This window comes from Bacillus sp. EKM420B (assembly GCF_011065565.1).
Taxonomy (GTDB): domain Bacteria; phylum Bacillota; class Bacilli; order Bacillales; family Bacillaceae; genus Bacillus; species Bacillus velezensis.
Genome location: NZ_JAAMNX010000003.1, coordinates 523,634 through 544,954, shown reverse-complemented (window position 1 = coordinate 544,954; position 21,321 = coordinate 523,634). Strand labels below are relative to the sequence as shown.

Genomic DNA, 21,321 nt, shown 5'->3' with positions numbered 1-21,321 from the left:
TTCTTCTTTTCTTACAGTTATATTTTATAATATTTTTTCTAAAAAGTCCTGTGCTCTTTTTGACTTCGGAGAAAGAAAAAATTCTTCCGGCTGACCGTCTTCCACGATCGTCCCTTCATCCATAAATAATACGCGGTCTGCGACTTCTTTGGCAAATCCCATTTCGTGCGTTACGATCACCATCGTCATGCCCGTCTGCGCGAGCTCTTTCATCACCTCAAGAACTTCTTTGACCATTTCCGGGTCAAGAGCCGAGGTCGGTTCATCAAACAGCATGATGTCAGGATTCATGGCAAGCGCCCGCGCGATGGCGACACGCTGCTTCTGCCCGCCTGACAAGCGGTTCGGATAGTCGTTCCGTTTTTCAAGCAGCCCGACTTTTTCGAGGAGCGCGCACGCCTTTTCTTCCGCCGCCTTTTTGGACTCTTTCTTCACGCTGACCGGCGCGTATGTGATATTTTCAAGCACCGTTTTATGAGGAAACAGATGAAAATGCTGAAATACCATGCCGATATTTTCCCGCACTTTCAGTTTATTCGTTTTAGCGGCGGTGATTTCGTTTTCTTTAATGGCAATCGTTCCGCCGCTCGGGGTTTCCAGCAGATTTAAGCAGCGCAGAAACGTTGATTTGCCGGAACCGGAAGGCCCGATGACGGCGACGACTTCCCCTTCTTCGATCTGTGTTGAAATGTTTTTCAGTACTTCATGTTTCCCGAATGATTTTGACAGGTTATCGACCTTAATCATTGGCTTTCAGCTTCCTTTCTACGCCTTTTCCGATGAATGCTAAGATCAAAACGAGCACGTAATAGATTAAGCCCGCCACAATAAGAGGTTCTAAATAGTTGTATGTTGCGGCGCCGGACTGGTAGGCCCGTCTCATAATGTCTCCGAGACCGATTACCGTGACGATCGCCGATTCTTTCGTCAAGGTGATTAATTCGTTAATAATAGCCGGAGAAATGTTTTTAAACGCCTGCGGCAGCAGCAGATCTTTCATCATTTTTCCGTACGGCACGCCGAGAGCGACGGCAGCCTCTTTTTGTCCTTTGTCAATTGCGTTGATTCCCGCTCTGATAATTTCAGAGACGTAAGCGGCTGAATTGAGCGATAATGCGGTGACCGCCGCCCAAAATTGATCGATCTGAAAGCCGAGAAGCTGCGGCATACCGAAATAGATGATCATCAGCTGCAGCACGAGCGGCGTGCCGCGGAATATCGAAGTATAAAAATCCGCAATCCATTTCAGCGGACTGATCGTGCTGATTTTAAATAAGCTGAGCACGATTCCTAATACAAGACCGATGACCGCTGAAACGAGCACAATTTTTAATGTGACCGCAAGGCCTTCCAATATAAAAGGAATTTGGGGGATTGTCGCTGAGAAATCCAAATTCATACGTGTGATCTCCTTTGTCTTTATTCAAGATAAAAAGCTCAACGAAAAGTTGAGCTTTCTTTTATTTCTCGTTGGTGAACCATTTTTTCTTCAGTTTTTCGATTTCTCCGTTTTTCTCCATTTCTTTCAGCGCTTTGTTAAACTTCGCTGTCAGATCACTGTCTTTGCGGAACGCAATCGCGGAGCCCGATTCGTCTGATTTCGCATCTGCTGACGCAAAGCCCTGCAGATCGTTATTTGAACTGAAATAGCCTTGTGCTACGATGTCTTCGATAATCGCGGCATCAAAACGCCCGGATTTGATCTCTTCCGTTAAGTCTGAGATCCGGTTGCGGTCTTCGAGCTGAAAACCGTATTTCGAAGCGAGCTTCTTGCCTTTTTCCTCTTGAATGGAGCCGAGCTGAACACCGACGGTTTTGCCTTTCAGATCATTCAGGGATTTAATGCTGCTTCCCTTTTTCGTAACAATCATATTGTTAGCAGTATAATAAATATCAGAAAAATCAACTTGCTTTTTCCGTTCCGGCGTAGGTGTCATTCCAGATAAAATCATATCTACCTGCTTGGACTTCAAAGCTGTAATCAGGCTGTTGAAGTCCATGTCCTGCACCTCAACGTCATAGCCGGTCTTTTTGCCCAGAGCTTTTGCCAGATCAACGTCAAACCCGGTGATCTGATCGCCGTCTTTATATTCAAATGGTTTATAGTCAGCCGATGTACCCATAATCAGCTTGTTCTTTCCGCCTTCTGAGCCTGAATTGCCTGATCCGCAGGCGGACAGCGCAAAGGTGATACATGCGGCAGTTAATACCAACAGCCATTTCTTCATGATTCATTTCCCCCATATCTACTGATCTCTTAAATTTGAATATTTATTCGTTAACTTGTATTTTAAACACTTTTCAATTGTGATGCAATACTATTTTTGAAAAATATATTTTCCTTTCTGTGTTTATTATAGTCATTGTTTTTCCGATTAGTGACAGCTGAATGCCGGTGTATAAATATTTATATTTATACAGTTTCCATATAAAAAACCCCGGAGCCGAGCGCTTCCGGGGTTTTTCTTTCACTTATACTTCTTCACAATATTCTTCAAATGCTTCCTGCAGTTTTGTGACGACGGCCATCGGCTCATGGCCTTCAATTTCATGGCGTTCCACCATTTTCATGATTTTCCCGTCTTTTAAAATGGCAAATGACGGAGAGGACGGCGGATAGCCTTCAAAGTATTCTCTCGCTTTGGCTGTCGCTTCTTTATCCTGTCCGGCAAATACCGTCACAAGCTGATCCGGGCGTTTATCGTAATGTACGGAATGGTACGCGGCAGGCCGTGCAATACCGCCTGCGCATCCGCACACAGAGTTGACCATGACGAGTGTGGTGCCTTTTTTCGTAAGCGCTTCGTCCACTTCCTCAGCGGTTTTCAGCTCTGTATACCCGGCGGCCGTGATTTCCTGGCGGGCTTGACGCACAACATCATTCATAAATAAATTAAAATCCATATTCAACTGGGACCTCTCCTTTTTGATCATCTCTTCTTATGATAGCAAGGAACCTCCCTATCGGCAAATGACACCGCTCATATCCAATTGTTTTTGTCCCTTTTATGTACCCGATGTAAGTTTATGACCTTTTAAAAACGGGAAACTTGTTAAAGAGATTGTCTGAAATAAAGGAGCAGTCGTATGAGCCAACGGAAAGCAGTATTAATTTATAACGGAAACGCCGGTCAAAAACAGATTGATAAAACGCTCGGCACGGTCGTCCCCATTTTGGCCCAGTCAGCTGACGAACTTTTGATTAAACCGACCAAACATCAGGATGATGCCCGTCAGTATTGTGAAAACCTCGACAGTTCAGTTGACCATTTATATATTTTAGGCGGAGACGGCACTGTGCATCAATGCATCAACAGCATCAGCAAACTTGATCACAGGCCCGCTGTCGGCATTTTGCCGGGAGGAACGTGCAACGATTTCTCCCGGGCGCTCGGCATCCCGCAAAACCTTCAAAAGGCCGCTGAAGCGCTCGCGTCCGGACATAAACGAATGATTGACGTCTGTAAAACGGATGACGGCTATTTTCTGAACTTTTGGGGCATCGGATTGATCACCGAAGCATCAAGCCATATCAATGAAACTGAAAAAGCATGGCTCGGTAAAATCAGCTACTTCACGAGCGCCTTGCGAACGATGACAAGCGCGAACCCGTTCCCTGTCAAATTGACGATTGACGGCGAGGTGAAAGAAGACGAAGCCGTAATGGTGCTTGTCATGAACGGGCATTATATCGGGACAAACCGAGTTCCCCTGCCTGATGCCAGCCTCCGGGACGGCTTAGCCGATGTGTTAATCTGCCGCAACACAAGCCTTGCCGCGTTGCGGGAGCTGATGATGATGGAGCAGGGTTCATTTGATGATTTCAAAGGGGAGCTGTCCTATATTCAGGCCTCCAGGATTGAAATCGAAACCGGACGTGAAATGGACGCGGATACAGATGGCGAGGTATACGGAACAACACCTTGTACGATCGAAGTGAAAAAACATCATCTCACTATGCTTGTTCCCGAGGATTCACAATGAAAGTAAAAAAGCTCCTTTTGCCGCCCGGGCAAAAGGAGTTTTTTTAATAGACTGAAGTATTTTCGTCAATGTTTTCTAAGATTTCTTTGACGCGTCCGAGGAATCGGCCGCACACGAGCCCGTCGAGCACTCTGTGATCTAAAGACAGGCAAAGATTAACCATATCACGAACGGCAATCATCCCGTTATTCATGACAACCGGACGTTTGACGATAGATTCTACCTGAAGAATCGCCGCCTGCGGATGGTTGATAATGCCCATAGATTGAACTGAGCCGAAAGATCCCGTGTTATTGACGGTAAATGTGCCGCCCTGCATATCTTCCGCGGTAAGTTTTCCGTTTCTCACTTTTTTCGCAAGGTCCGTTATTTCTCTGGCTATGCCTTTAATCGTTTTTTCATCAGCATGCTTAATAACCGGAACAAACAGCGAATCTTCCGTGGCAACGGCAATAGAGATGTTGATGTCTTTCTTTTGGACGATTTTGTCTCCCGCCCACATGCTGTTCATCTGCGGGAACTCTTTGAGAGCCTGCGCCGCCGCTTTTACAAAGAAAGCGAAAAATGTTAAATTGAAGCCTTCTTTCTGTTTAAATGAGTCTTTTATGCTGTTTCTGTACGCCGTCATGTTCGTGACGTCGACTTCCATCATCGTCCAGGCGTGCGGAATTTCTGTTTTGCTTTTATGCATATTGGCGGCGATGGCTTTTCTGACGCCTGTAACCGGAATCTCAATATCACCGGCTGACAGAGCTGGCGCCGGCGCTTGTTTTTGCTGTTGTTTCGGCGCTTGTTGCGTTGTTTGAACGGCAGCCGGCGCCGGTGCTTCCGACTTCTGCTGCACTCCCGAATCAATGATCTTTTGAATGTCTTTTCGCGTAATTCTTCCGCCTGCACCCGTTCCTTCAACTTCTTCAAGCTGAATGCCGTGTTCTCCTGCTAATCTGAGCACGGCCGGTGAATAACGCGCTTTATTTGACTGATCTTTACCTTGACGGTTTGCATCGGTGTCTGAAGGGGTATTCTGCTCTTCTTCCCGCTTCGGCGCCTCTTCGGTTTCCGTTTCAATTTTGCAGATGATCTCGCCGACTGTAAGAGTCTGGCCTTCTTCTCCTACAAGTTCTGTAATCGTACCGGTAAAAGAAGACGGCACCTCCGCATTCACTTTATCCGTCATGACCTCCGCAATGGGGTCATATTTATTCACTTGATCACCGGGGGATACCAGCCACTTGCTGATCGTCCCTTCCGTCACGCTCTCTCCGAGCTGAGGCATAGCCATTTGTTCAATCGCCATGTCAAAAACCTCCTTACGTCTTTAAAACTCCGCTAATTCTCTCATCGCGGCTTCTGCTTTGTCAGGATTCATCATGAAGTATTTTTCCATTGTCGGCGCATAAGGCATTGCCGGAACATCAGGACCTGCAAGCCGCTTGATCGGCGCGTCTAAATCAAATAAGCAGTTTTCAGAAATAATGGCGGCGACCTCGCTCATAATACCGCCTTCTTTCGTATCTTCTGTGATCAGCAATACTTTTCCCGTTTTAGACGCAGCTTCAATGATGGCTTCTTTATCTAACGGATAAACCGTACGCAAATCTAATACGTGCGCGGAAATTCCGTCTTTTTCAAGACGCTCGGCAGCCTGCAGAGCGAAATGGACGCATAATCCGTACGTAATGACAGTAATGTCGCTGCCTTCGCGTTTTACATCCGCCTTTCCGATCGGAAGGACGTAATCATCAGCAGGGACTTCTCCTTTAATCAGGCGGTACGCCCTTTTATGTTCGAAAAACAGCACGGGATCTTCGTCACGGACTGCGGCTTTCAACAGCCCTTTTGCGTCATAAGGAGTTGAAGGCATGACAATTTTAAGACCCGGCTGGTTGGCAAAAATGGCCTCCACAGATTGGGAATGATACAACGCGCCGTGCACGCCGCCCCCGTAAGGCGCTCTGATGACCATCGGACAGCTCCAATCATTGTTTGAACGGTAACGTATTTTGGCCGCTTCTGAAATGATTTGGTTGACCGCAGGCAGAATGAAATCGGCAAACTGCATCTCGGCAATCGGGCGCATGCCGTACATCGCGGCGCCGATTCCGACACCCGCAATCGCTGATTCCGCAAGCGGCGTATCCATCACCCGCTCTTCTCCGAACTGTTCATAGAGACCCGCCGTGGCTTTAAATACGCCGCCTTTTCTCCCGACGTCTTCCCCGAGGACAAAAACGCGCGGATCTCTTTCCATTTCTTCTTTCATAGCTGCATTAATACTGTCAATATAAGACATTACAGACATAAGTATTCCTCCCTACTTCGCATAAACGTGATCAAGCGTTGATTCAGGAGATGCGTATGGCGCTTTCTCCGCTTCGTCTGTCGCTTCGTTTACGATAGCCATGATGTCATCCAGCATGGTCTTTTCTTCTTCTTCATCTAGAAGCCCGGCTTCTTGCAAGTATGCTTTGTATAAAAGAAGCGGATCTTGTTTCTTTGCTTCTTCTACTTCTTCGCGTTCTCTGTAGCTGCTGTCGTCGTCATCACTGGAATGCGGCGTCAACCGGTAGGAAACCGTTTCTATTAATGTAGGACCTTCGCCTTTAGATGCCCGTTCGCGCGCTTCTTTCACGGCCCGGTAAACTTCCAGCAGGTCGTTTCCGTCAACTGTGACTCCCGGCATGCCGTAGCCTGCTGCGCGGTCGGAAATATTTTCGCACGCCACCTGTTTGTCATACGGAACAGAAATAGCATACTTATTGTTTTCACACATGAAAATGACCGGCAATTTATACACGGCGGCAAAGTTTGCCCCTTCGTGAAAATCCCCCTGGTTGGAAGATCCTTCTCCAAAGGTAACGAAAGAGACGATATCCTTTTTATCCATGCGTCCCGCAAGCGCGATTCCGACTGCATGAGGCACCTGCGTTGTCACAGGAGATGAGCCCGTTACGATTCTGTTATCCTTTTGCCCGAAGTGGCCAGGCATCTGCCTTCCGCCTGAGTTCGGGTCAGCCGCTTTCGCAAAACCGGACATCATCAAGTCCTTTGCAGTCATACCGAATGCAAGCACAACTCCCATATCTCTGTAGTAAGGAAGCACATAGTCGGTATCACGGTTTAAAGCATAGGCCGCGCCTACTTGAGCCGCTTCCTGTCCTTGACATGAAACAACGAACGGAATTTTGCCCGAGCGGTTCAAGAGCCACATTCTTTCGTCGATTTTTCTGGCTAACAGCATGGTTCTATACATTTCAACGGCTTCTTCGTCAGAGAGCCCTAATGCTTGATGGCGGTTTGTAGTCATTCAAACCCCTCCTTCTTTCCTTTTAAAAATGAATCGCGTTTCCGTCTGCGGCTAACGCAGCTTCTCCAATCGCTTCTGAAAGCGACGGATGCGGATGTATGGACTGACCGATTTCCCACGGCGTCGCATCGAGCACCTTGGCAAGCCCCGCTTCAGAGATCATATCGGTGACGTGCGGACCGATCATATGAACACCGAGAATATCATCTGTATTCCGATCGGCGACGATTTTGACAAAGCCATCGCTTTCTCCGTATACAAGAGCCTTTCCGATTGCCATGAACGGAAACTTCCCGATCTTAAGTTCATGTCCTTTTCGGGTTGCTTCCTCTTCTGTCAGACCGACACTCGCCGCTTCCGGATTTGAATAAATGCATTTCGGCACAAGAGCTGCATCAAGCGGAGCCGGATTAAGACCCGCCATATGCTCAACGGCAATGATGCCTTCACGGGAGGCCACATGCGCAAGCTGAAGACCGCCGACAACATCACCGATCGCATAAATGTGCGATTCCTTCGTCTGCCCGGCTTCGTTCACGATGATAGAACCGTTTTCCGCTTCAATATCCGTGTTTTCAAGGCCGATCCCTTCAATGTTCGGCTGGCGGCCGATGGAAACAAGCATTTGTTCCGCGTGATACGTTTCTTTTTTTCCATTCTTTTCAGCGGCAATTGAAACGCCGTCCGCTTTTTCCAATGTATCCGGAAGCACTTTCGCACCCGTTACGATCTTAATTCCTTTTTTCGTTAACAGTTTTTCCATCTCGCTTGAAATATCACGGTCTTCAGTCGGCAAAATGCGGTCCGCATATTCAATCACAGTGATATTGACGCCGAAATCGTTCAGCATGGATGCCCATTCAATTCCGATGACACCGCCGCCGACGATCATCATGGATTGGGGCAAACGTTCAAGCTCAAGCGCTTCATCTGATGTCAGAATATATGTACCGTCTGCTTCTAAACCCGGCAGCATTTTCGGCCTTGAACCGGTTGCGATAATCAATTGTTTCGGTATCAGCATGTCGTTTTCTTCACCATTTGCGTATTCGACGGAAACCGTACCGGGAAGAGGTGAGAAGATGGAAGGGCCGAGCATACGTCCGTACCCGTTGAATACATCAATCTTCCCCTTTTTCATCAGGTGGGCGACACCGCCGGCCAGCCGGTCAACGATTCCCTGCTTTCGTTTTTGCACGCTGTCAAAGCGGAGGGAGACACCTTCCGTTTCAATGCCGAATGCTGCCGCTTCCTTTGCGGTTCGGTACACTTCCGCGCTTCTTAACAGCGCTTTACTCGGGATACATCCTTTATGCAGGCATGTTCCGCCGAGTTTTTCTTTTTCTACAACGGCCGTTTTTAAGCCGAGCTGGGCCGCTCTGATGGCGGCTACATAACCGCCCGTCCCGCCGCCCAGAATGACCACATCATATTCAGTCGCCATTTGTTTTCACTCCTTCGCCGATCTGATATTGCTTTGACTGCTCCTCACCGGCTAAAACCCGAAGCGCGCCTTGCGCGAGAGATTGCAGTTCATTTTCTCCCGGGTACACCAGTACATCCGAAATCCAATCTATGTACGATCTGATGGCGGATACGAAACTTTTCCCGTACGCCAATCCGCCCGTCAGGACGATAATGTCTACTTTTCCTTTTAATACGGCGCTTGCCGCCCCGATTTCTTTTGCTACTTGATAAGCCATGGCGTCATAAATGAGCCTCGCATGCTCATCTCCAGCCTGAATGCGTTTTTCCACCTTCACCGCGTCCGTTGTCCCCAGGTAGCCGGAGAGTCCGCCCGTGCCGACAATTTTTTTCATCATATCGGCTTTTGAATACTTGCCGGAAAAACACATCTCCACCAAATCACCCGCAGGAACGGTTCCCGCGCGCTCCGGGCTGAAGGGCCCTTCTCCGTGAAGCCCGTTGTTGACATCCGTCACCCGTCCGCAATCATGGACACCGACTGTGATGCCGCCGCCCATATGAGTGACGATCATCTTCATCTGTTCATACCGTTTGCCGAGGGACGCCGCCGCCTGACGGGCAACAGCTTTTTGGTTCAAAGCATGAAAAATGCTTTTCCGCTTGATTTCAGGCATCCCTGATACTTTAGCGAGCGGAGTCATCTCATCCACCACGACCGGATCGACGATATACGCGGGGATATTTAGTCCGTCAGCTATTTCCCTGGCAATAATTCCGCCCAGATTAGAAGCATGCTGGCCGTTGTAGCCGTTTTTCAAATCAGTGATCATGGCGTCATTCACTTCATATGTGCCGCCCTCAATCGGTCTGAGCAGGCCGCCCCTGGCACAAACGGCATCAAACTTTGAAATGTTGATGCCCTGTTCGTGCAAAGACTCAAGAATGCTTATTTTTCGAAATTCGTACTGGTCGATAATGCCGTTAAATGTTTTCAGCTCTTCTTCGGGATGCCGCAGCGTCTTTTCAAAGATACAGCGTTCATTGTGAAAGACACCGATTTTCGTTGATGTTGAGCCTGGATTCAGAATGAGAATGCGTTTTTCCTTTTCGAACATTTTCATACCTCCAGATCAAATTCCTATCGTCTGCTTAATATACTTTGGCCGTTTTGCAGAAACTGGCTTCTTGAACGGCGCATGCGTTCAATTCGTTCCTCAGCCAGACGGTCGGCCGCTAAGTATGTCGGAATGCCGTCACGCGCGGAAATATCGAGCACCCGCTCAATGTTTGCATAGATGCCTTCAACTTTTTTTAAAGCCCGCTCAGCATTGTAGCCGTAAAGCTCATCGGCCACATTGATGACGCCGCCTGCATTGATGACATAATCCGGAGCGTACACGATTCCCATTTCATGAATGGTATCGCCGTGACGTGTTTCTTTCAGCTGGTTATTGGCCGCTCCCGCAATGACTTTCGCCTTCAGCTGTTTAATCGTGTCATCGTTAATGACGGCGCCGAGAGCACATGGGGCATAAATATCGCACGCCTGTGAGTAAATGTCGCCGGGATCAACCGCGCGGGCGCCGAAGTCCTCAACGGCACGTTTAACAGATTCTTTATTGATATCCGTTACGATTAAAGAAGCGCCTTCTTCGTGAAGGTGGCGGCATAGATTGTAAGCCACATTTCCCACGCCTTGCACGGCAATTGTTTTACCTTCCAGTGAATCAGTGCCAAACGCCGCTTTCGCTGCGGCTTTCATCCCTTTGTAGACGCCGTACGCCGTAACCGGGGACGGATTTCCTGATGAACCGAATGCCGGAGAAATTCCGGTTACATAGTCTGTTTCATCATGAATGATGTCCATATCTTCAACAGTGGTGCCGACGTCTTCCGCCGTAATATACCTTCCGTTTAAGCCTTGGATGTAGCGGCCGAACGCGCGGAACATTTCTTCATTTTTATCTTTGCGCGGGTCTCCGATAATAACGGTTTTCCCGCCGCCTAAGTTTAAACCGGCAGCCGCATTTTTATAAGTCATGCCTTTTGCGAGTCTCAGTGCATCTTCAATCGCCGCTTCTTCACTGTCATATGTCCACATTCTTGTTCCGCCGAGTGCAGGGCCGAGCGTCGTATCATGAATCGCGATGATCGCTTTTAATCCGGATTGTTCATCTTGGCAGAATACCAATTGTTCGTAATCGTAAGTCTCCATATATTTAAAAATTTCCATAGGTTCGTTCCTCCTACTGTTCTTGTGATGCGCAAATCGCAAGCGCAATTGAATACAGTTTATTTTCTGCGGTATCCGCTCTGCTCGTTAATGCGATCGGCGCTTTTGCACCGGCGATGACGGCAGCAACATTTGCTTTCGCAAAATAAATCATTGACTTATAAAGCATATTTCCGGCCTCGATTGAAGGAACCAAGAGAATGTCCGCCTGGCCCGCTACGCCTCCGGAAATCCCTTTTTGCAGCGCAGCCGCTTGGGATACGGCATTATCCAAAGCAAGCGGTCCGTCCGCAATGCAGCCGGTAATCTGTCCTCTATTGCACATCTGGACGATCGCAGCCGCGTTCAGCGTCGCCTCCATTTTCGGATTAACCGTTTCAATAGCGGCAAGGACTGCGGCTTTCGGCATAGGGTTCCCTACTGAATGTGCGACATGAACCGCATTTTGCAGAATATGCCCGAGCTCTTCAAGAGACGGGGCGATGTTCAGCGCTGAATCAGTTACATACATCAGCCGGTCATAGTCCGGCACTTCAAAAACGGCTACATGTGATAACACCCTTTTTGAACGAAGCCCTTCCTGGCGGTTTAAAACCGATTTCAGAAGAGTTGAGCTCGGGAGATTCCCTTTCATTAAAATGTCCGCCTCTTGTTCACGCACTGCGCGCACTGCTTTTGCCGCAGATTCTTCTGGTGAATCGGCGTGGATGATGTCAGCATTGAACTTCGGCTCATTTGCCAGAAGCTCTTTCAGCTTTCCGCTGTCACCCGTCAGTAAAAATCGTGCCGACAAGTGTTCTGCCGCCATTTTGACGGCCTGGATCACTTCTTTATCTGCTGCGTGGGCCACTGCAATGGTTTTTGCGTTTTTTGCCGCGGCTTTTTCAACTAGGTCTTTCAGCTTCATTTTGTACCACCTTTCTTGTGCGAATCCGCTTTTAACAATGCAAGTTCCGTGCCAAATATGCGAAAGGGTTTATTCCGGCTTTTTTCAAGAACACATGCAGCTGTTTGCGCTTTCTCTGCAATTTATTGCATGCCGTCATTTGCAAGGCCGTACTTGTCCATTTTGTAGTACAGATTCCGAATGCTGACACCAAGCGCTTTCGCCGTTTTGGTTCGGTTGAATTTATGCTTTTCAAGCGTTTTTTGAATGACGTGCGCTTCAAATTTTTCAACAGCCTGAGACAGCTTTTCCCCTTCTACATCCGGAAAATCACTTTGGGTGCCGTTTTTTTCATTCAGCTCTGATTCGAAAACAGGCAGATGCTGCTGTTCGATCCGTTCCATGTGCGGCTCTAAAAATATCATTGCCCGTCCGAGAACATTTTCAAGCTCCCGTACGTTTCCCGGCCAGCTGTAGGCTGATAAAGCTCGCAGCGCGTTCGGCGTGAGCCCCTTTACATTGCGGCCGTAATCCTGATTGATTTTTTCAATGAGCCGAATGCTCAGCGCTTCAATATCTTCTTTGCGCTGCCGAAGCGGCGGGATTGAGATCGGATAGCGGTTAATCCGGTAATACAGGTCTTCACGGAACGCGCCTTCCGCCATGGCCTTTTCGATGTTGACGTTTGTCGCTGCGATAATTCTGACATTGACAGAAATCGCTTTAGCGCCGCCGACTCTGATAATTTCTTTTTCCTGCAGAACTCTGAGCAGCTTTGCCTGGGTGCTTTGGGTCAGCTCTCCGATTTCATCTAAGAAAATGCTGCCGTTATTCGCTTCCTCAAAAAGTCCTTTTTTGCCCCCGCGCCTCGCACCCGTAAACGCGCCTTCCTCATAGCCGAAAAGCTCGGATTCAAGCAGGGATTCAGACAGGGCCGCACAATTGACCCGGATGAATTTATTGTATTTTCGGTCGCTTTCATTATGGATGGCATGGGCGAAAAGTTCTTTTCCTGTGCCGGATTCTCCCCGCAGCAGAATCGTCGCCGGCGTTTTCGCCCCGAGCTTCGCCTGTTCAAGGGCGACCAGCATTTGTTCACTCGTGCCGATAATGTCGTCAAACGTGTATTTCGCTTCAAGCGTGCGGATGATCTGGCGCGCCCGATTCAGCTCAGCAGTCAGCGTTTTAATTTCTGACACGTCGTGGATGACGCCGACGCTGCCTTTTAAAATACCGTCCACAATAACGGGGGCAACATTTACGATGACATCCTTTTTATTGGGGCCGACCTTCATCCTCACACCCCGAACGGGCCGCCTTGTCCCCAATACTTTCAGGTGCATGCTTTCCCCTTCTGAGATATCGGTGGAAGCGGGTTTTCCGATGACTTCGCTTTCTGACAGCCCGGTCATTTTTGTATACGCTTTGTTGATTAACATTCCGATGCCGTTTTCATCAACGACGGAAATGGCCTCGTCTGACGATTGAATAATCGCTTCAAGCATGGTGCGGATTTGTTTTAAGTTCGTGACCTCTTCCGCCAGTTCAACTGCGTCGGTGATGTCTTTAAACACGCATAATGCGCCGAGAAGTTTTCCGCCTTCATCAATGATCGGCAGTCTTGTCGTGACAATCTGCAGGTGCTTGCCGAGAAGCTGCTTCTGGTTATATTCCGGCTCTCTCGTTTCCAGAATCCGCGGCAGCTTTGTGTTCGGCACTACATCTTTAATTTGGCGGCCGATGACATCCTCCCGTTTTCGGCCGACCATTTTTTCTGCCATCTGATTAAATAAAATGATCGTTTCGTTGACGTCTATAAAAATCATGCCGTCGTGCGTTGAATTAAAAATCCGGTCATGCTTATACGTCTGCGACTTCAGCATTTGGATAAGCTGCTGTTTTTCCTCCATCAGCTGAAACACCATGTACGCCAATTTTCCCGGCATGACGATGGTTTGTTCTTTTTTCTCATGGAGCAGCTCATCCATGACCGCTTTATCGCCTGTTGTATGGATGATAATATCTATATCTTCAGTTATGTAGGGTTTCCAATCTGATGAGGTTGCAATTCCATATCTCCGGGCTTCTTGCAGCCCTTGCGCCTCCGGATCTTGGTCAACCACCGCAATAATCCGGATCAGTTTTGTTTTCATCAAAATCTGTAGGAGCGCCGTGCCTCCTTTACCAGCACCTATAATCAGCACCTTCTGCATCCCGATACCCCTTTATATGAAAAAATTTGCACACCTGTATTTCCCGTTGCAATAATTTGCACAACCCCTATGTTACCACGTTTTGATCTCTTGACAAAATATTTTTTCGATTGGACAATAAAGGAAATCATATCGTAAAGGGGTTTTCTGAATATGAGCCGGCTTGTTGCGCTTTTGATTCTGGTCCTCCCCGGCGCTGTCGCGGCGCTCGGCATTAAGCTGATGAGAGATGCATTATTCGGGCATGCGTTTTCCCCGTTTCCGTCCCTTTTTCTTCAGGGGGCGGCCGGATTGGCGTTTTTTTTGTTCGGCCTTTATGTCCTGGCCGGGTTTATTCTGTACAGAGATCGGAAACGCAATCAAGTCAGCCCGCGGTTCAGGAAAAAAAAGCTGTAAAAAAAGCCCTTGCAAAAAAAGGGCTTTTTCAGTCGTCCGGCAGTATCGTTTTGGCAATGGATTGATCCAGTTCTTCATAGTCATCGTAAGCGATCGTTTCATATAATTCTTTTCTCGTCTGCATATCCGAAAGCCCCTCTTTTTGAGAGCCTTCTTCTTTCAGAAGGCGGAAAATACGTTCAAAAGCCTTGGCCGCCGTTCTGAGTGACGTGACCGGGTAAATGACCATCTGACAGCCCATATCGGAAAATTCATCAGCACTGTAATACGGCGTTTGTCCGAATTCAGTCATATTTGCGAGAATCGGCACACTGATTTGTTTGGAAAACGCTCTGAATTCACTTTCGGATTGGAGCGCTTCCGGAAAAACAGCGTCAGCACCCGCTTTTATATAAGCGGACGCCCTTTTTAGTGCCCCCTCCAGCCCTTCCTGCTGTCTGGCGTCTGTTCTCGCAACAACAAGAAGAGTCGGCGCGGCCCGCTTGACCGCTTGGATTTTTTGCGCCATTTCTTCAATCGGCACGAGCTGCTTCCCATTCAGATGTCCGCATTTTTTCGGCAGGCGCTGATCCTCCATTTGGACGGCGGCCGCGCGCGCTTCATACATTTCTTTCGCCGTCCTGGCGGCATTCAGCACGCCTCCGAAACCCGTGTCAATATCGACGAGGACGGGCAGATCAGACGAGCGGACCAGATCTTTAACCCGTTCAGCCATTTCCGCCGACGTGATGATGCCTAAATCGGGCAGCCCTCTGCTCGCCGTGTAAGCCGCGCCTGATAAATAAAGAGCCGAAAAACCCGTTTTCTTGGCGATAAGAGCGGCCATCGCATCGTGAGCGCCGGGAATCTGCAATAGATCCGGCGCTGCCATCAGCGTACGGAACCGCTCTGCAAGCTCCTTTTGAGACGACTGCTTGCTGACGATCCACGTCATGTTTGTCACCCTCCTATTTTATATGAGAAATAAGTCCATAAATTCACTAACGCTGAGCTTCTGCATTCGGCCGCTATCTTTACAGGCCTCTTCGATTTTCCGCTGCTGCTTCAATGAAAAATGAGTGCTGATGTTTGCTGAAAACTTGGCAAGAATCTTCGGAACGGCTTCTTTTCTGCGGAATCGGTGCCCGAGCGGATATTCACATTCAATCCGTCCCGTAGCCGTGCCGTCTGTAAAATGCACCTGTACGGCATTTGAGATGGATCGCTTATTCGGGTCTAAGTAATCTATTGAGTACGCTTTGTGTTCCGTCACCTCCATTTTGCTCCGCAATGTATCAATTCGCGGGTCAGACGCCGTTTCCTCTTCATAATGATCCGCCGTGATATCTCCGAAAAGCAGCCCGATTGCCGTAATATACTGGAGGCAGTGATCCCGGTCAGCCGGATTGTGAAGCGGCCCTTTTTTATCGATAATCCGGATTGCCGACTCATGGGTCATAATCGTGATCCTGTCAATGTCTTCGATGCGGTCTTTCACCTCCGGATGAAGCCGGACCGCGCATTCCGCCGCTGTCTGGGCGTGGAATTCAGCCGGGTAGGATACTTTAAACAAAACATTCTCCATCACATAGGACCCAAGCGGGCGGGCAAGCTTCATTTCCTGCCGGTTAAATAATACGTCTTGAAATCCCCACCCAGATGCGGTCAGAGCCGTCGGGTACCCCATTTCACCTTTTTGCGCCATAAGGGCCAAATATACGCCTCTGCTCGTCGCGTCGCCGGCCGCCCATGATTTGCGTGATCCGGTGTTCGGCGCATGACGATACGTTCTGAGGCTTGAATTATCAATCCAAGCGTGAGATACGGCGTTATTGATTTCCTCTCTTGAGCCGCCCAGCATTTGTGCGCAAACAGCCGCAGTCGCCACTTTCACAAACAGCACATGGTCAAGCCCGACTCTGTTTAAACTGTTTTCCAAAGCGAGAATTCCTTGAATTTCGTGCGCTTTGATAATTGCGCAAAGCACATCACGCACGGTAAGCGGTTCTTTCCCTTCTGAAATCCGCACTCTGGATATATAATCCGCACAAGCCAATATGCCTCCGAGATTGTCAGACGGATGCCCCCATTCGGCCGCAAGCCACGTATCATTATAATCGAGCCACCTGTTGATACAGCCGATATTAAAGGCAGCCGTGACCGGGTCTAAAACAAAAGGCGTGCCCGGGACTCTGCTGCCGTTGGGCACGGAGGTTCCCGGGACAATCGGGCCGAGCAGCTTTGTACATTCGGGATAGCTGAGCGCCAAAATTCCGCAGCCTATCGTATCAAGAAGCACATGTCCTGCCGTAGTGAAAGCTTCTGAACTGTCAATCTCCTGATGGAGCACGTAGTCAGAAATCTCTTCGATTACGGCATCCATTCGGCGGGGTTCTGTCATGTTTTCATCTTCCTTTCTCATCTGTTTACAGGCGCGCTCCGGTATAGCGGACACGCGGGCGGAAAAGCCGGTTTCGGCTGTGCTGTTCAATGACATGAGCGCACAGTCCGACCGTCCGTGCGCTGAAAAATATAGGCGTATACAGCGGGATCGGGATGCCGAGCATGTAATAGACCGGCGCTGCGTAGTAATCTAAGTTCGGATAAAGGCCTTTTTTCTCCCGCATGACGGTTTCTCCGGCTTCACACATATGATAAAGACGGAAATCACCTGAAAGATCAGACAGTTTTTTCAATGCTTCTTTCATCATGAGCGCCCTCGGGTCCATTTTTTTCATGTAGACACGGTGGCCGAAGCCCATGATTTTTTCTTTGTTTGCGAGTTTTTGAGTTAATAATTGTGTAAACCCGTCTGTATCCTTCGCTTCCTCAAGCATGTACATAACCGCTTCGTTCGCTCCGCCGTGAAGGTTTCCCTTAAGCGAGGCGACGGCTCCGGTCAGAGCGCCGTAAATATCCGATTGCGTCGAAGCAATGACACGGGCCGTAAACGTTGAGTTCGGCAATTCATGCTCACTGTATAAAAGAAGCGACCGGTCGAATATTTCTTCTTCCAAGGAGGACGGCGTTTTTCCGGTAATCATATATAAAAAGTTTGCGCTGTACGATAAGGTTCCGACAGGCGCTAAAGGCTCCAGTCCGTTGATGACTCGATAGCTGTTGACGGTCAGATTGGGCATTTTGCCTATCAGCCCGCGGACACGGTGCCGATTTACAGAAGAGGTGCGGTTATCAATATCCTTATCAAAGCCTCCAAGCGCGGACAAACCTGTCCTCAGTCCGTCCATCGGGTGAGTACGTTCGGGCAGCAGACGGCATATACGCAAGATTTCCTCGGGAAGGTGTCCGCCGCGCCGAACGTCTTCTTCAAGCGCCTTCTTCTCTTTCGCATCAGGAAGTCTGTCTTCCAATAAGAGATGAACAATGTCCATATAGCCGGCCGTTTTAGAAAGCTCAATCAGATCGTGGCCTTTGATTAAAATACTGCCCTGCTGTGTATCCAGGAAAGAAATCCCCGTTTCCACCGCAATGACGCCATCTAAACCGGGAGAATAAGATTCCATGGTTTCGCTCCTTTGCGCACTTTTTATTGAAGAAGATACTTAGAAATAATCAGCCTTTGAATCTCATTGGTTCCTTCATAGATTTGCGTGACTTTCGCATCCCGAAATAAACGCTCCGCGGGATACTCTTTCATATAGCCGTAGCCGCCGTGAATCTGCACAGCCTCCACCGCCGCTTTCATCGCCGCATCGGACGCGAATTGCTTCGCCATAGATGCTTCTTTTCCGCACGGAAGCCCTCGCTGATACAGATCAGCAGCATGATAGACCAATAATTTGGCAGCTTCCGCATTCGTTGCCATGTCAGATAATTTAAATGAAACGGCCTGATTCGAAGCGATGGGTCTGCCGAACTGGCTGCGGGTTTTGGCGTACTCCACCGAGCAGCCGAGCGCCGCTTCGATAATCCCGAGCGCCTGAGCCGCTATGCCGATCCGTCCGACGTCAAGGTTTTTCATGGCGATTGAAAAACCCTCGCCCTCTTCGCCGAGCCGGTTTTCAATCGGAATTTCCGCTTGGTCAAACTGCAATTCGACAGTATTGGAACCTAACAATCCGAGCTTTTTTTCTTTTTTTCCGACAGAAAAACCGGGTGTGTTTTTTTCAACGATAAACGCCGAAATTCCCTTTCTCCCTTTACCCGGATCGGTTATGGCGAATGTCAGATACAGATCTGCCGCTCCGCCGTTTGTAATAAAGATTTTTGAACCGTTCAGAATATATGAACTGCCTTTTCGCACGGCTGTTGTTCTCAGGCTTCCCGCATCAGATCCGGATTGAGGCTCAGTAAGCGCAAAAGCCCCAATATATTCGCCCACTGCCAGCTTCGGAATATACGTTTGTTTTTGGGCTTCTGTCCCGAAATGCAAAATCGGGATTGTCCCTACCGATGTGTGGACGGACAAAATGACGCCGACGGCCGCGCTGACTTTTGATATTTCATGAATCGCTAAAATGTAAGATGTTGTATCAGCACCCGCCCCGCCGTAAGCTTCCGGGACGGGAATGCCCATCAATCCCGCTTCGCCCATTTTTTTAATCAGCCGCTCCGGAAATTCATCTGTTGATTCCATGAGCTCAACCACCGGCGCGATTTCCTTGCGGGCAAAATCACGCACCATTTTCCTCATCATGATGTGCTCTTCTGTAAAATGCATGGCTGCCGTCTCCCCTCATGATCTTTACATCATCTGCCGTACTCATAAAAACCGCGCCCGCTTTTTTTGCCGAGCCAGCCGGCGCTGACATATTTTCTGAGCAGAGGGCATGGGCGGTATTTCGGATCTCCGAGCCCCGCGTAGAGAACCTCCATAATGGAAAGGCACGTATCCAGCCCGATGAAATCAGCTAACGTTAAAGGGCCCATCGGATGACGCATGCCGAGCTTCATCACCTCATCAATCGCTTCCTTTGAAGCTGCTCCTTCGTAAAGGCAATAAACGGCTTCGTTAATCATCGGCATTAATATGCGATTAGATATAAAGCCCGGGAAGTCATTGACTTCGACAGGGGTTTTATTCATCCGGACGGCAAGCTTCTTTACTGTTTCCGCCGTTTCTTCCGATGTGGCGAGTCCTCTGATGACTTCGACAAGCTCCATGACAGGAACCGGATTCATAAAATGCATGCCGATTACTTTTTCAGGCCTTTTTGTGGCCGCGGCAAGCTCCGTAATGGGAAGAGAAGACGTATTGCTTGCCAATACGGCATGAGGGGGACAGATTTTATCAAGTGTGTCAAACAATTCCGCTTTTGCTTTTTTGTTTTCGGCAATGGCTTCAATGATAAAATCAGCATCTCCCGCTTCTGTGAGCTCCGCCGGGGAAATACGGCTGAATACGGCATCTGTCTCCTTCTGTGACTTCCGTCCTTTTGCCTGCTCTTTCTCCAGGTTTGTCTTTATGCGGTGAAGACCTTTTGTTACCGTTTCCGGCTCCCAATCGTATAACTTGACGGCAAACCCGGCTTCTGCAGCCGTCTGAGCGATGCCCGCCCCCATCTGACCGGCACCTGCGACCATGATTGTTTTCATCTTCATCCGGCGCTCCCTCCTTTGATCAGTACACCTCCAGCAGGAGGGCATCTCCTTGAGCCGCTCCGCTGCATATAGCCGCTATGCCTAAACCTCCTCCGCGACGCTTTAATTCGTATATTAAACTCATGATGATTCTCGCTCCGCTTGCGCCGATCGGGTGGCCGAACGCGATTGCCCCTCCGTTTACATTCACTTTCTCCCGGCTGAACCCGGCTATTTTTTCACTCACGAGCACGACGGACGCAAATGCTTCATTTACTTCAAACAAATCAATATCGGCAACGGACAGTCCGGTTTTTTTCAAGAGCCGTCTGATGGCCTCTCCCGGCGCGCTTGCCAGCTCGGACGCTTCCAGTCCGACTGACGCAAAGCCAAGTATCGCTGCGAGCGGCCTGACATGCTGCTTTGCCGCTTTTTCCTCTGACATCAGCACAAATGCTCCGGCCCCGTCATTTACACCGGGAGCGTTTCCGGCTGTAACCGTTCCGTCGGCTGTAAAAATCGGCTTGAGCGCTGCGAGCTGCTCAAGGCTTGTATCAGGACGCAGCCCCTCATCCGCTTCAACGATATGCTGTTTGCCCTTTTTTCCGGTCCAGGTGACGGGGACAATTTCTTCACGCAATTTGCCCGCCTCAGCCGCCTCAGCCGCGCGTTTCTGGCTCAAAAGAGCGTAATGATCCTGTTCATCCCGGGAAATGCCGTACTTTTTGGCCGCAGTGCTTCCGTGGACAGCCATATGCACCTGGTCGAACGCACAGGTGAGCCCGTCATGAACCATTAAATCCTGAAAAACCCCGTCCCCCATCCTCACACCCCAGCGGCCGGCCGGAATGGCGTACGGAATGTTGCTCATGCTTTCCATTCCGCCTGCAATCAGCACGTCCGCATCTTTCGCCCGGATCATTTGATCACAGATGGTAACGGCCCTAAGCCCTGATGCACAGACCTTATTAATGGTTTCAGCCGGAACGGACCATGGAAGCCCGGCATATCTTGCAGCCTGCCGTGCCGGAATCTGCCCGGCACCCGCCTGGACGACCATCCCCATCACCGCTCCTTCCGCTTCGCTTTCACTGATAGCGGCGCGCTTCATTGCTTCTTTTATGGCAATGCCGCCAAGCTCGGCTGCCTTTACCTCTTTTAATGCGCCGCCGAATTTTCCGAACGGCGTTCTTGCCGCACTGACGATAACCGTTTTTCCCACAATTTTGCCTCACTTTCAATAAGATAAAAGATAACGCTTACAGAAAACGCCCTGTTACAATATATGAACCGGCTGACCGAGTTATGAGTGCACCGCCTTTTTCCCGCCCATAAAAAAGAAGACTGTCTGAAC

The 21,321-nt window shown here is 49.1% G+C and carries 20 protein-coding genes; 2 read left to right on the top strand and 18 right to left on the bottom strand.

Going from position 1 to position 21,321, the window contains the following annotated elements; genetic code table 11:
• Positions 1–24 precede the first annotated feature (24 nt).
• The 4 genes from G9F48_RS12905 to brxB form a co-directional block, all read right to left on the bottom strand.
• Positions 25–747, bottom strand: a complete 723-nt coding sequence (locus G9F48_RS12905; RefSeq protein ID WP_156735528.1) for an amino acid ABC transporter ATP-binding protein — start codon at positions 745–747, stop codon at positions 25–27.
• Positions 740–1,399, bottom strand: a complete 660-nt coding sequence (locus G9F48_RS12900; protein WP_003153227.1) for an amino acid ABC transporter permease — start codon at positions 1,397–1,399, stop codon at positions 740–742. Before G9F48_RS12900 ends, G9F48_RS12905 begins: the two co-directional genes overlap by 8 nt.
• 61 nt (positions 1,400–1,460) lie before the next feature.
• The gene (locus G9F48_RS12895) at positions 1,461–2,228 is read right to left on the bottom strand and encodes a transporter substrate-binding domain-containing protein (RefSeq protein WP_156735529.1); all 768 of its coding nucleotides are present in this window, start codon (positions 2,226–2,228) and stop codon (positions 1,461–1,463) included.
• A gap of 244 nt (positions 2,229–2,472) precedes the next feature.
• The gene (brxB, locus tag G9F48_RS12890) at positions 2,473–2,910 is read right to left on the bottom strand and encodes a bacilliredoxin BrxB (RefSeq protein ID WP_156735530.1); all 438 of its coding nucleotides are present in this window, start codon (positions 2,908–2,910) and stop codon (positions 2,473–2,475) included.
• 177 nt (positions 2,911–3,087) lie between these two features.
• On the opposite strand from brxB, the gene G9F48_RS12885 reads away from it, so the two are divergent.
• Positions 3,088–3,984, top strand: coding sequence for a YegS/Rv2252/BmrU family lipid kinase (locus G9F48_RS12885; RefSeq protein WP_165409583.1), 897 nt, complete (start codon positions 3,088–3,090; stop codon positions 3,982–3,984).
• A gap of 43 nt (positions 3,985–4,027) precedes the next feature.
• Here the strand turns inward: G9F48_RS12885 and G9F48_RS12880 are convergent, their stop codons facing one another.
• From G9F48_RS12880 to G9F48_RS12845, 8 genes are all read right to left on the bottom strand, one after another.
• Complete coding sequence (locus G9F48_RS12880; protein ID WP_165409582.1) at positions 4,028–5,281, bottom strand: dihydrolipoamide acetyltransferase family protein; 1,254 nt, start codon at positions 5,279–5,281, stop codon at positions 4,028–4,030.
• A 21-nt stretch (positions 5,282–5,302) separates the two neighbouring features.
• A complete protein-coding gene (gene bfmBAB, locus G9F48_RS12875; protein ID WP_003153216.1) occupies positions 5,303–6,286 on the bottom strand; it encodes a 3-methyl-2-oxobutanoate dehydrogenase subunit beta in 984 nt (327 codons plus the stop codon).
• Between the two features lie 12 nt (positions 6,287–6,298).
• Positions 6,299–7,291: a thiamine pyrophosphate-dependent dehydrogenase E1 component subunit alpha gene (locus tag G9F48_RS12870; protein WP_156735531.1), complete on the bottom strand. Its 993-nt coding sequence runs from the start codon at positions 7,289–7,291 to the stop codon at positions 6,299–6,301.
• A gap of 22 nt (positions 7,292–7,313) precedes the next feature.
• Positions 7,314–8,735: a dihydrolipoyl dehydrogenase gene (gene lpdA, locus G9F48_RS12865; RefSeq protein ID WP_071391642.1), complete on the bottom strand. Its 1,422-nt coding sequence runs from the start codon at positions 8,733–8,735 to the stop codon at positions 7,314–7,316.
• The gene (buk, locus tag G9F48_RS12860) at positions 8,725–9,840 is read right to left on the bottom strand and encodes a butyrate kinase (protein ID WP_165409581.1); all 1,116 of its coding nucleotides are present in this window, start codon (positions 9,838–9,840) and stop codon (positions 8,725–8,727) included. The genes lpdA and buk overlap by 11 nt, the downstream gene beginning before the upstream one ends.
• A gap of 17 nt (positions 9,841–9,857) precedes the next feature.
• A complete protein-coding gene (gene bcd, locus G9F48_RS12855) occupies positions 9,858–10,952 on the bottom strand; it encodes a branched-chain amino acid dehydrogenase (RefSeq protein ID WP_003153209.1) in 1,095 nt (364 codons plus the stop codon).
• Between the two features lie 13 nt (positions 10,953–10,965).
• Positions 10,966–11,859, bottom strand: a complete 894-nt coding sequence (gene yqiS / locus G9F48_RS12850) for a phosphate butyryltransferase (protein WP_165409580.1) — start codon at positions 11,857–11,859, stop codon at positions 10,966–10,968.
• Between the two features lie 122 nt (positions 11,860–11,981).
• Positions 11,982–14,051, bottom strand: a complete 2,070-nt coding sequence (locus G9F48_RS12845) for a sigma-54 interaction domain-containing protein (RefSeq protein WP_007612462.1) — start codon at positions 14,049–14,051, stop codon at positions 11,982–11,984.
• A gap of 153 nt (positions 14,052–14,204) precedes the next feature.
• On the opposite strand from G9F48_RS12845, the gene G9F48_RS12840 reads away from it, so the two are divergent.
• Complete coding sequence (locus G9F48_RS12840) at positions 14,205–14,447, top strand: DUF2627 domain-containing protein (RefSeq protein WP_007408378.1); 243 nt, start codon at positions 14,205–14,207, stop codon at positions 14,445–14,447.
• A gap of 28 nt (positions 14,448–14,475) precedes the next feature.
• Here G9F48_RS12840 and prpB read toward each other — a convergent pair whose 3' ends face one another.
• Genes prpB through G9F48_RS12810 form a run of 6 tightly spaced genes read right to left on the bottom strand, consistent with a single transcriptional unit; the run spans position 14,476 to position 21,189 of the window.
• Positions 14,476–15,381 carry a methylisocitrate lyase gene (prpB, locus tag G9F48_RS12835; protein WP_165409579.1) on the bottom strand — a complete coding sequence of 302 codons (906 nt, stop codon included), beginning with the start codon at positions 15,379–15,381 and terminating at the stop codon, positions 14,476–14,478.
• Between the two features lie 18 nt (positions 15,382–15,399).
• Positions 15,400–16,827, bottom strand: a complete 1,428-nt coding sequence (locus G9F48_RS12830) for a bifunctional 2-methylcitrate dehydratase/aconitate hydratase (protein ID WP_165409578.1) — start codon at positions 16,825–16,827, stop codon at positions 15,400–15,402.
• A 25-nt stretch (positions 16,828–16,852) separates the two neighbouring features.
• A complete protein-coding gene (gene mmgD / locus G9F48_RS12825) occupies positions 16,853–17,950 on the bottom strand; it encodes a citrate synthase (protein WP_003153198.1) in 1,098 nt (365 codons plus the stop codon).
• Between the two features lie 23 nt (positions 17,951–17,973).
• On the bottom strand, positions 17,974–19,107 hold the full coding sequence (locus G9F48_RS12820) for an acyl-CoA dehydrogenase (protein ID WP_165409577.1): 1,134 nt from the start codon (positions 19,105–19,107) through the stop codon (positions 17,974–17,976).
• 29 nt (positions 19,108–19,136) lie between these two features.
• Complete coding sequence (locus tag G9F48_RS12815) at positions 19,137–19,988, bottom strand: 3-hydroxybutyryl-CoA dehydrogenase (RefSeq protein ID WP_165409576.1); 852 nt, start codon at positions 19,986–19,988, stop codon at positions 19,137–19,139.
• 19 nt (positions 19,989–20,007) lie between these two features.
• Positions 20,008–21,189, bottom strand: coding sequence for an acetyl-CoA C-acetyltransferase (locus G9F48_RS12810; RefSeq protein ID WP_165409575.1), 1,182 nt, complete (start codon positions 21,187–21,189; stop codon positions 20,008–20,010).
• Positions 21,190–21,321 lie beyond the last annotated feature (132 nt).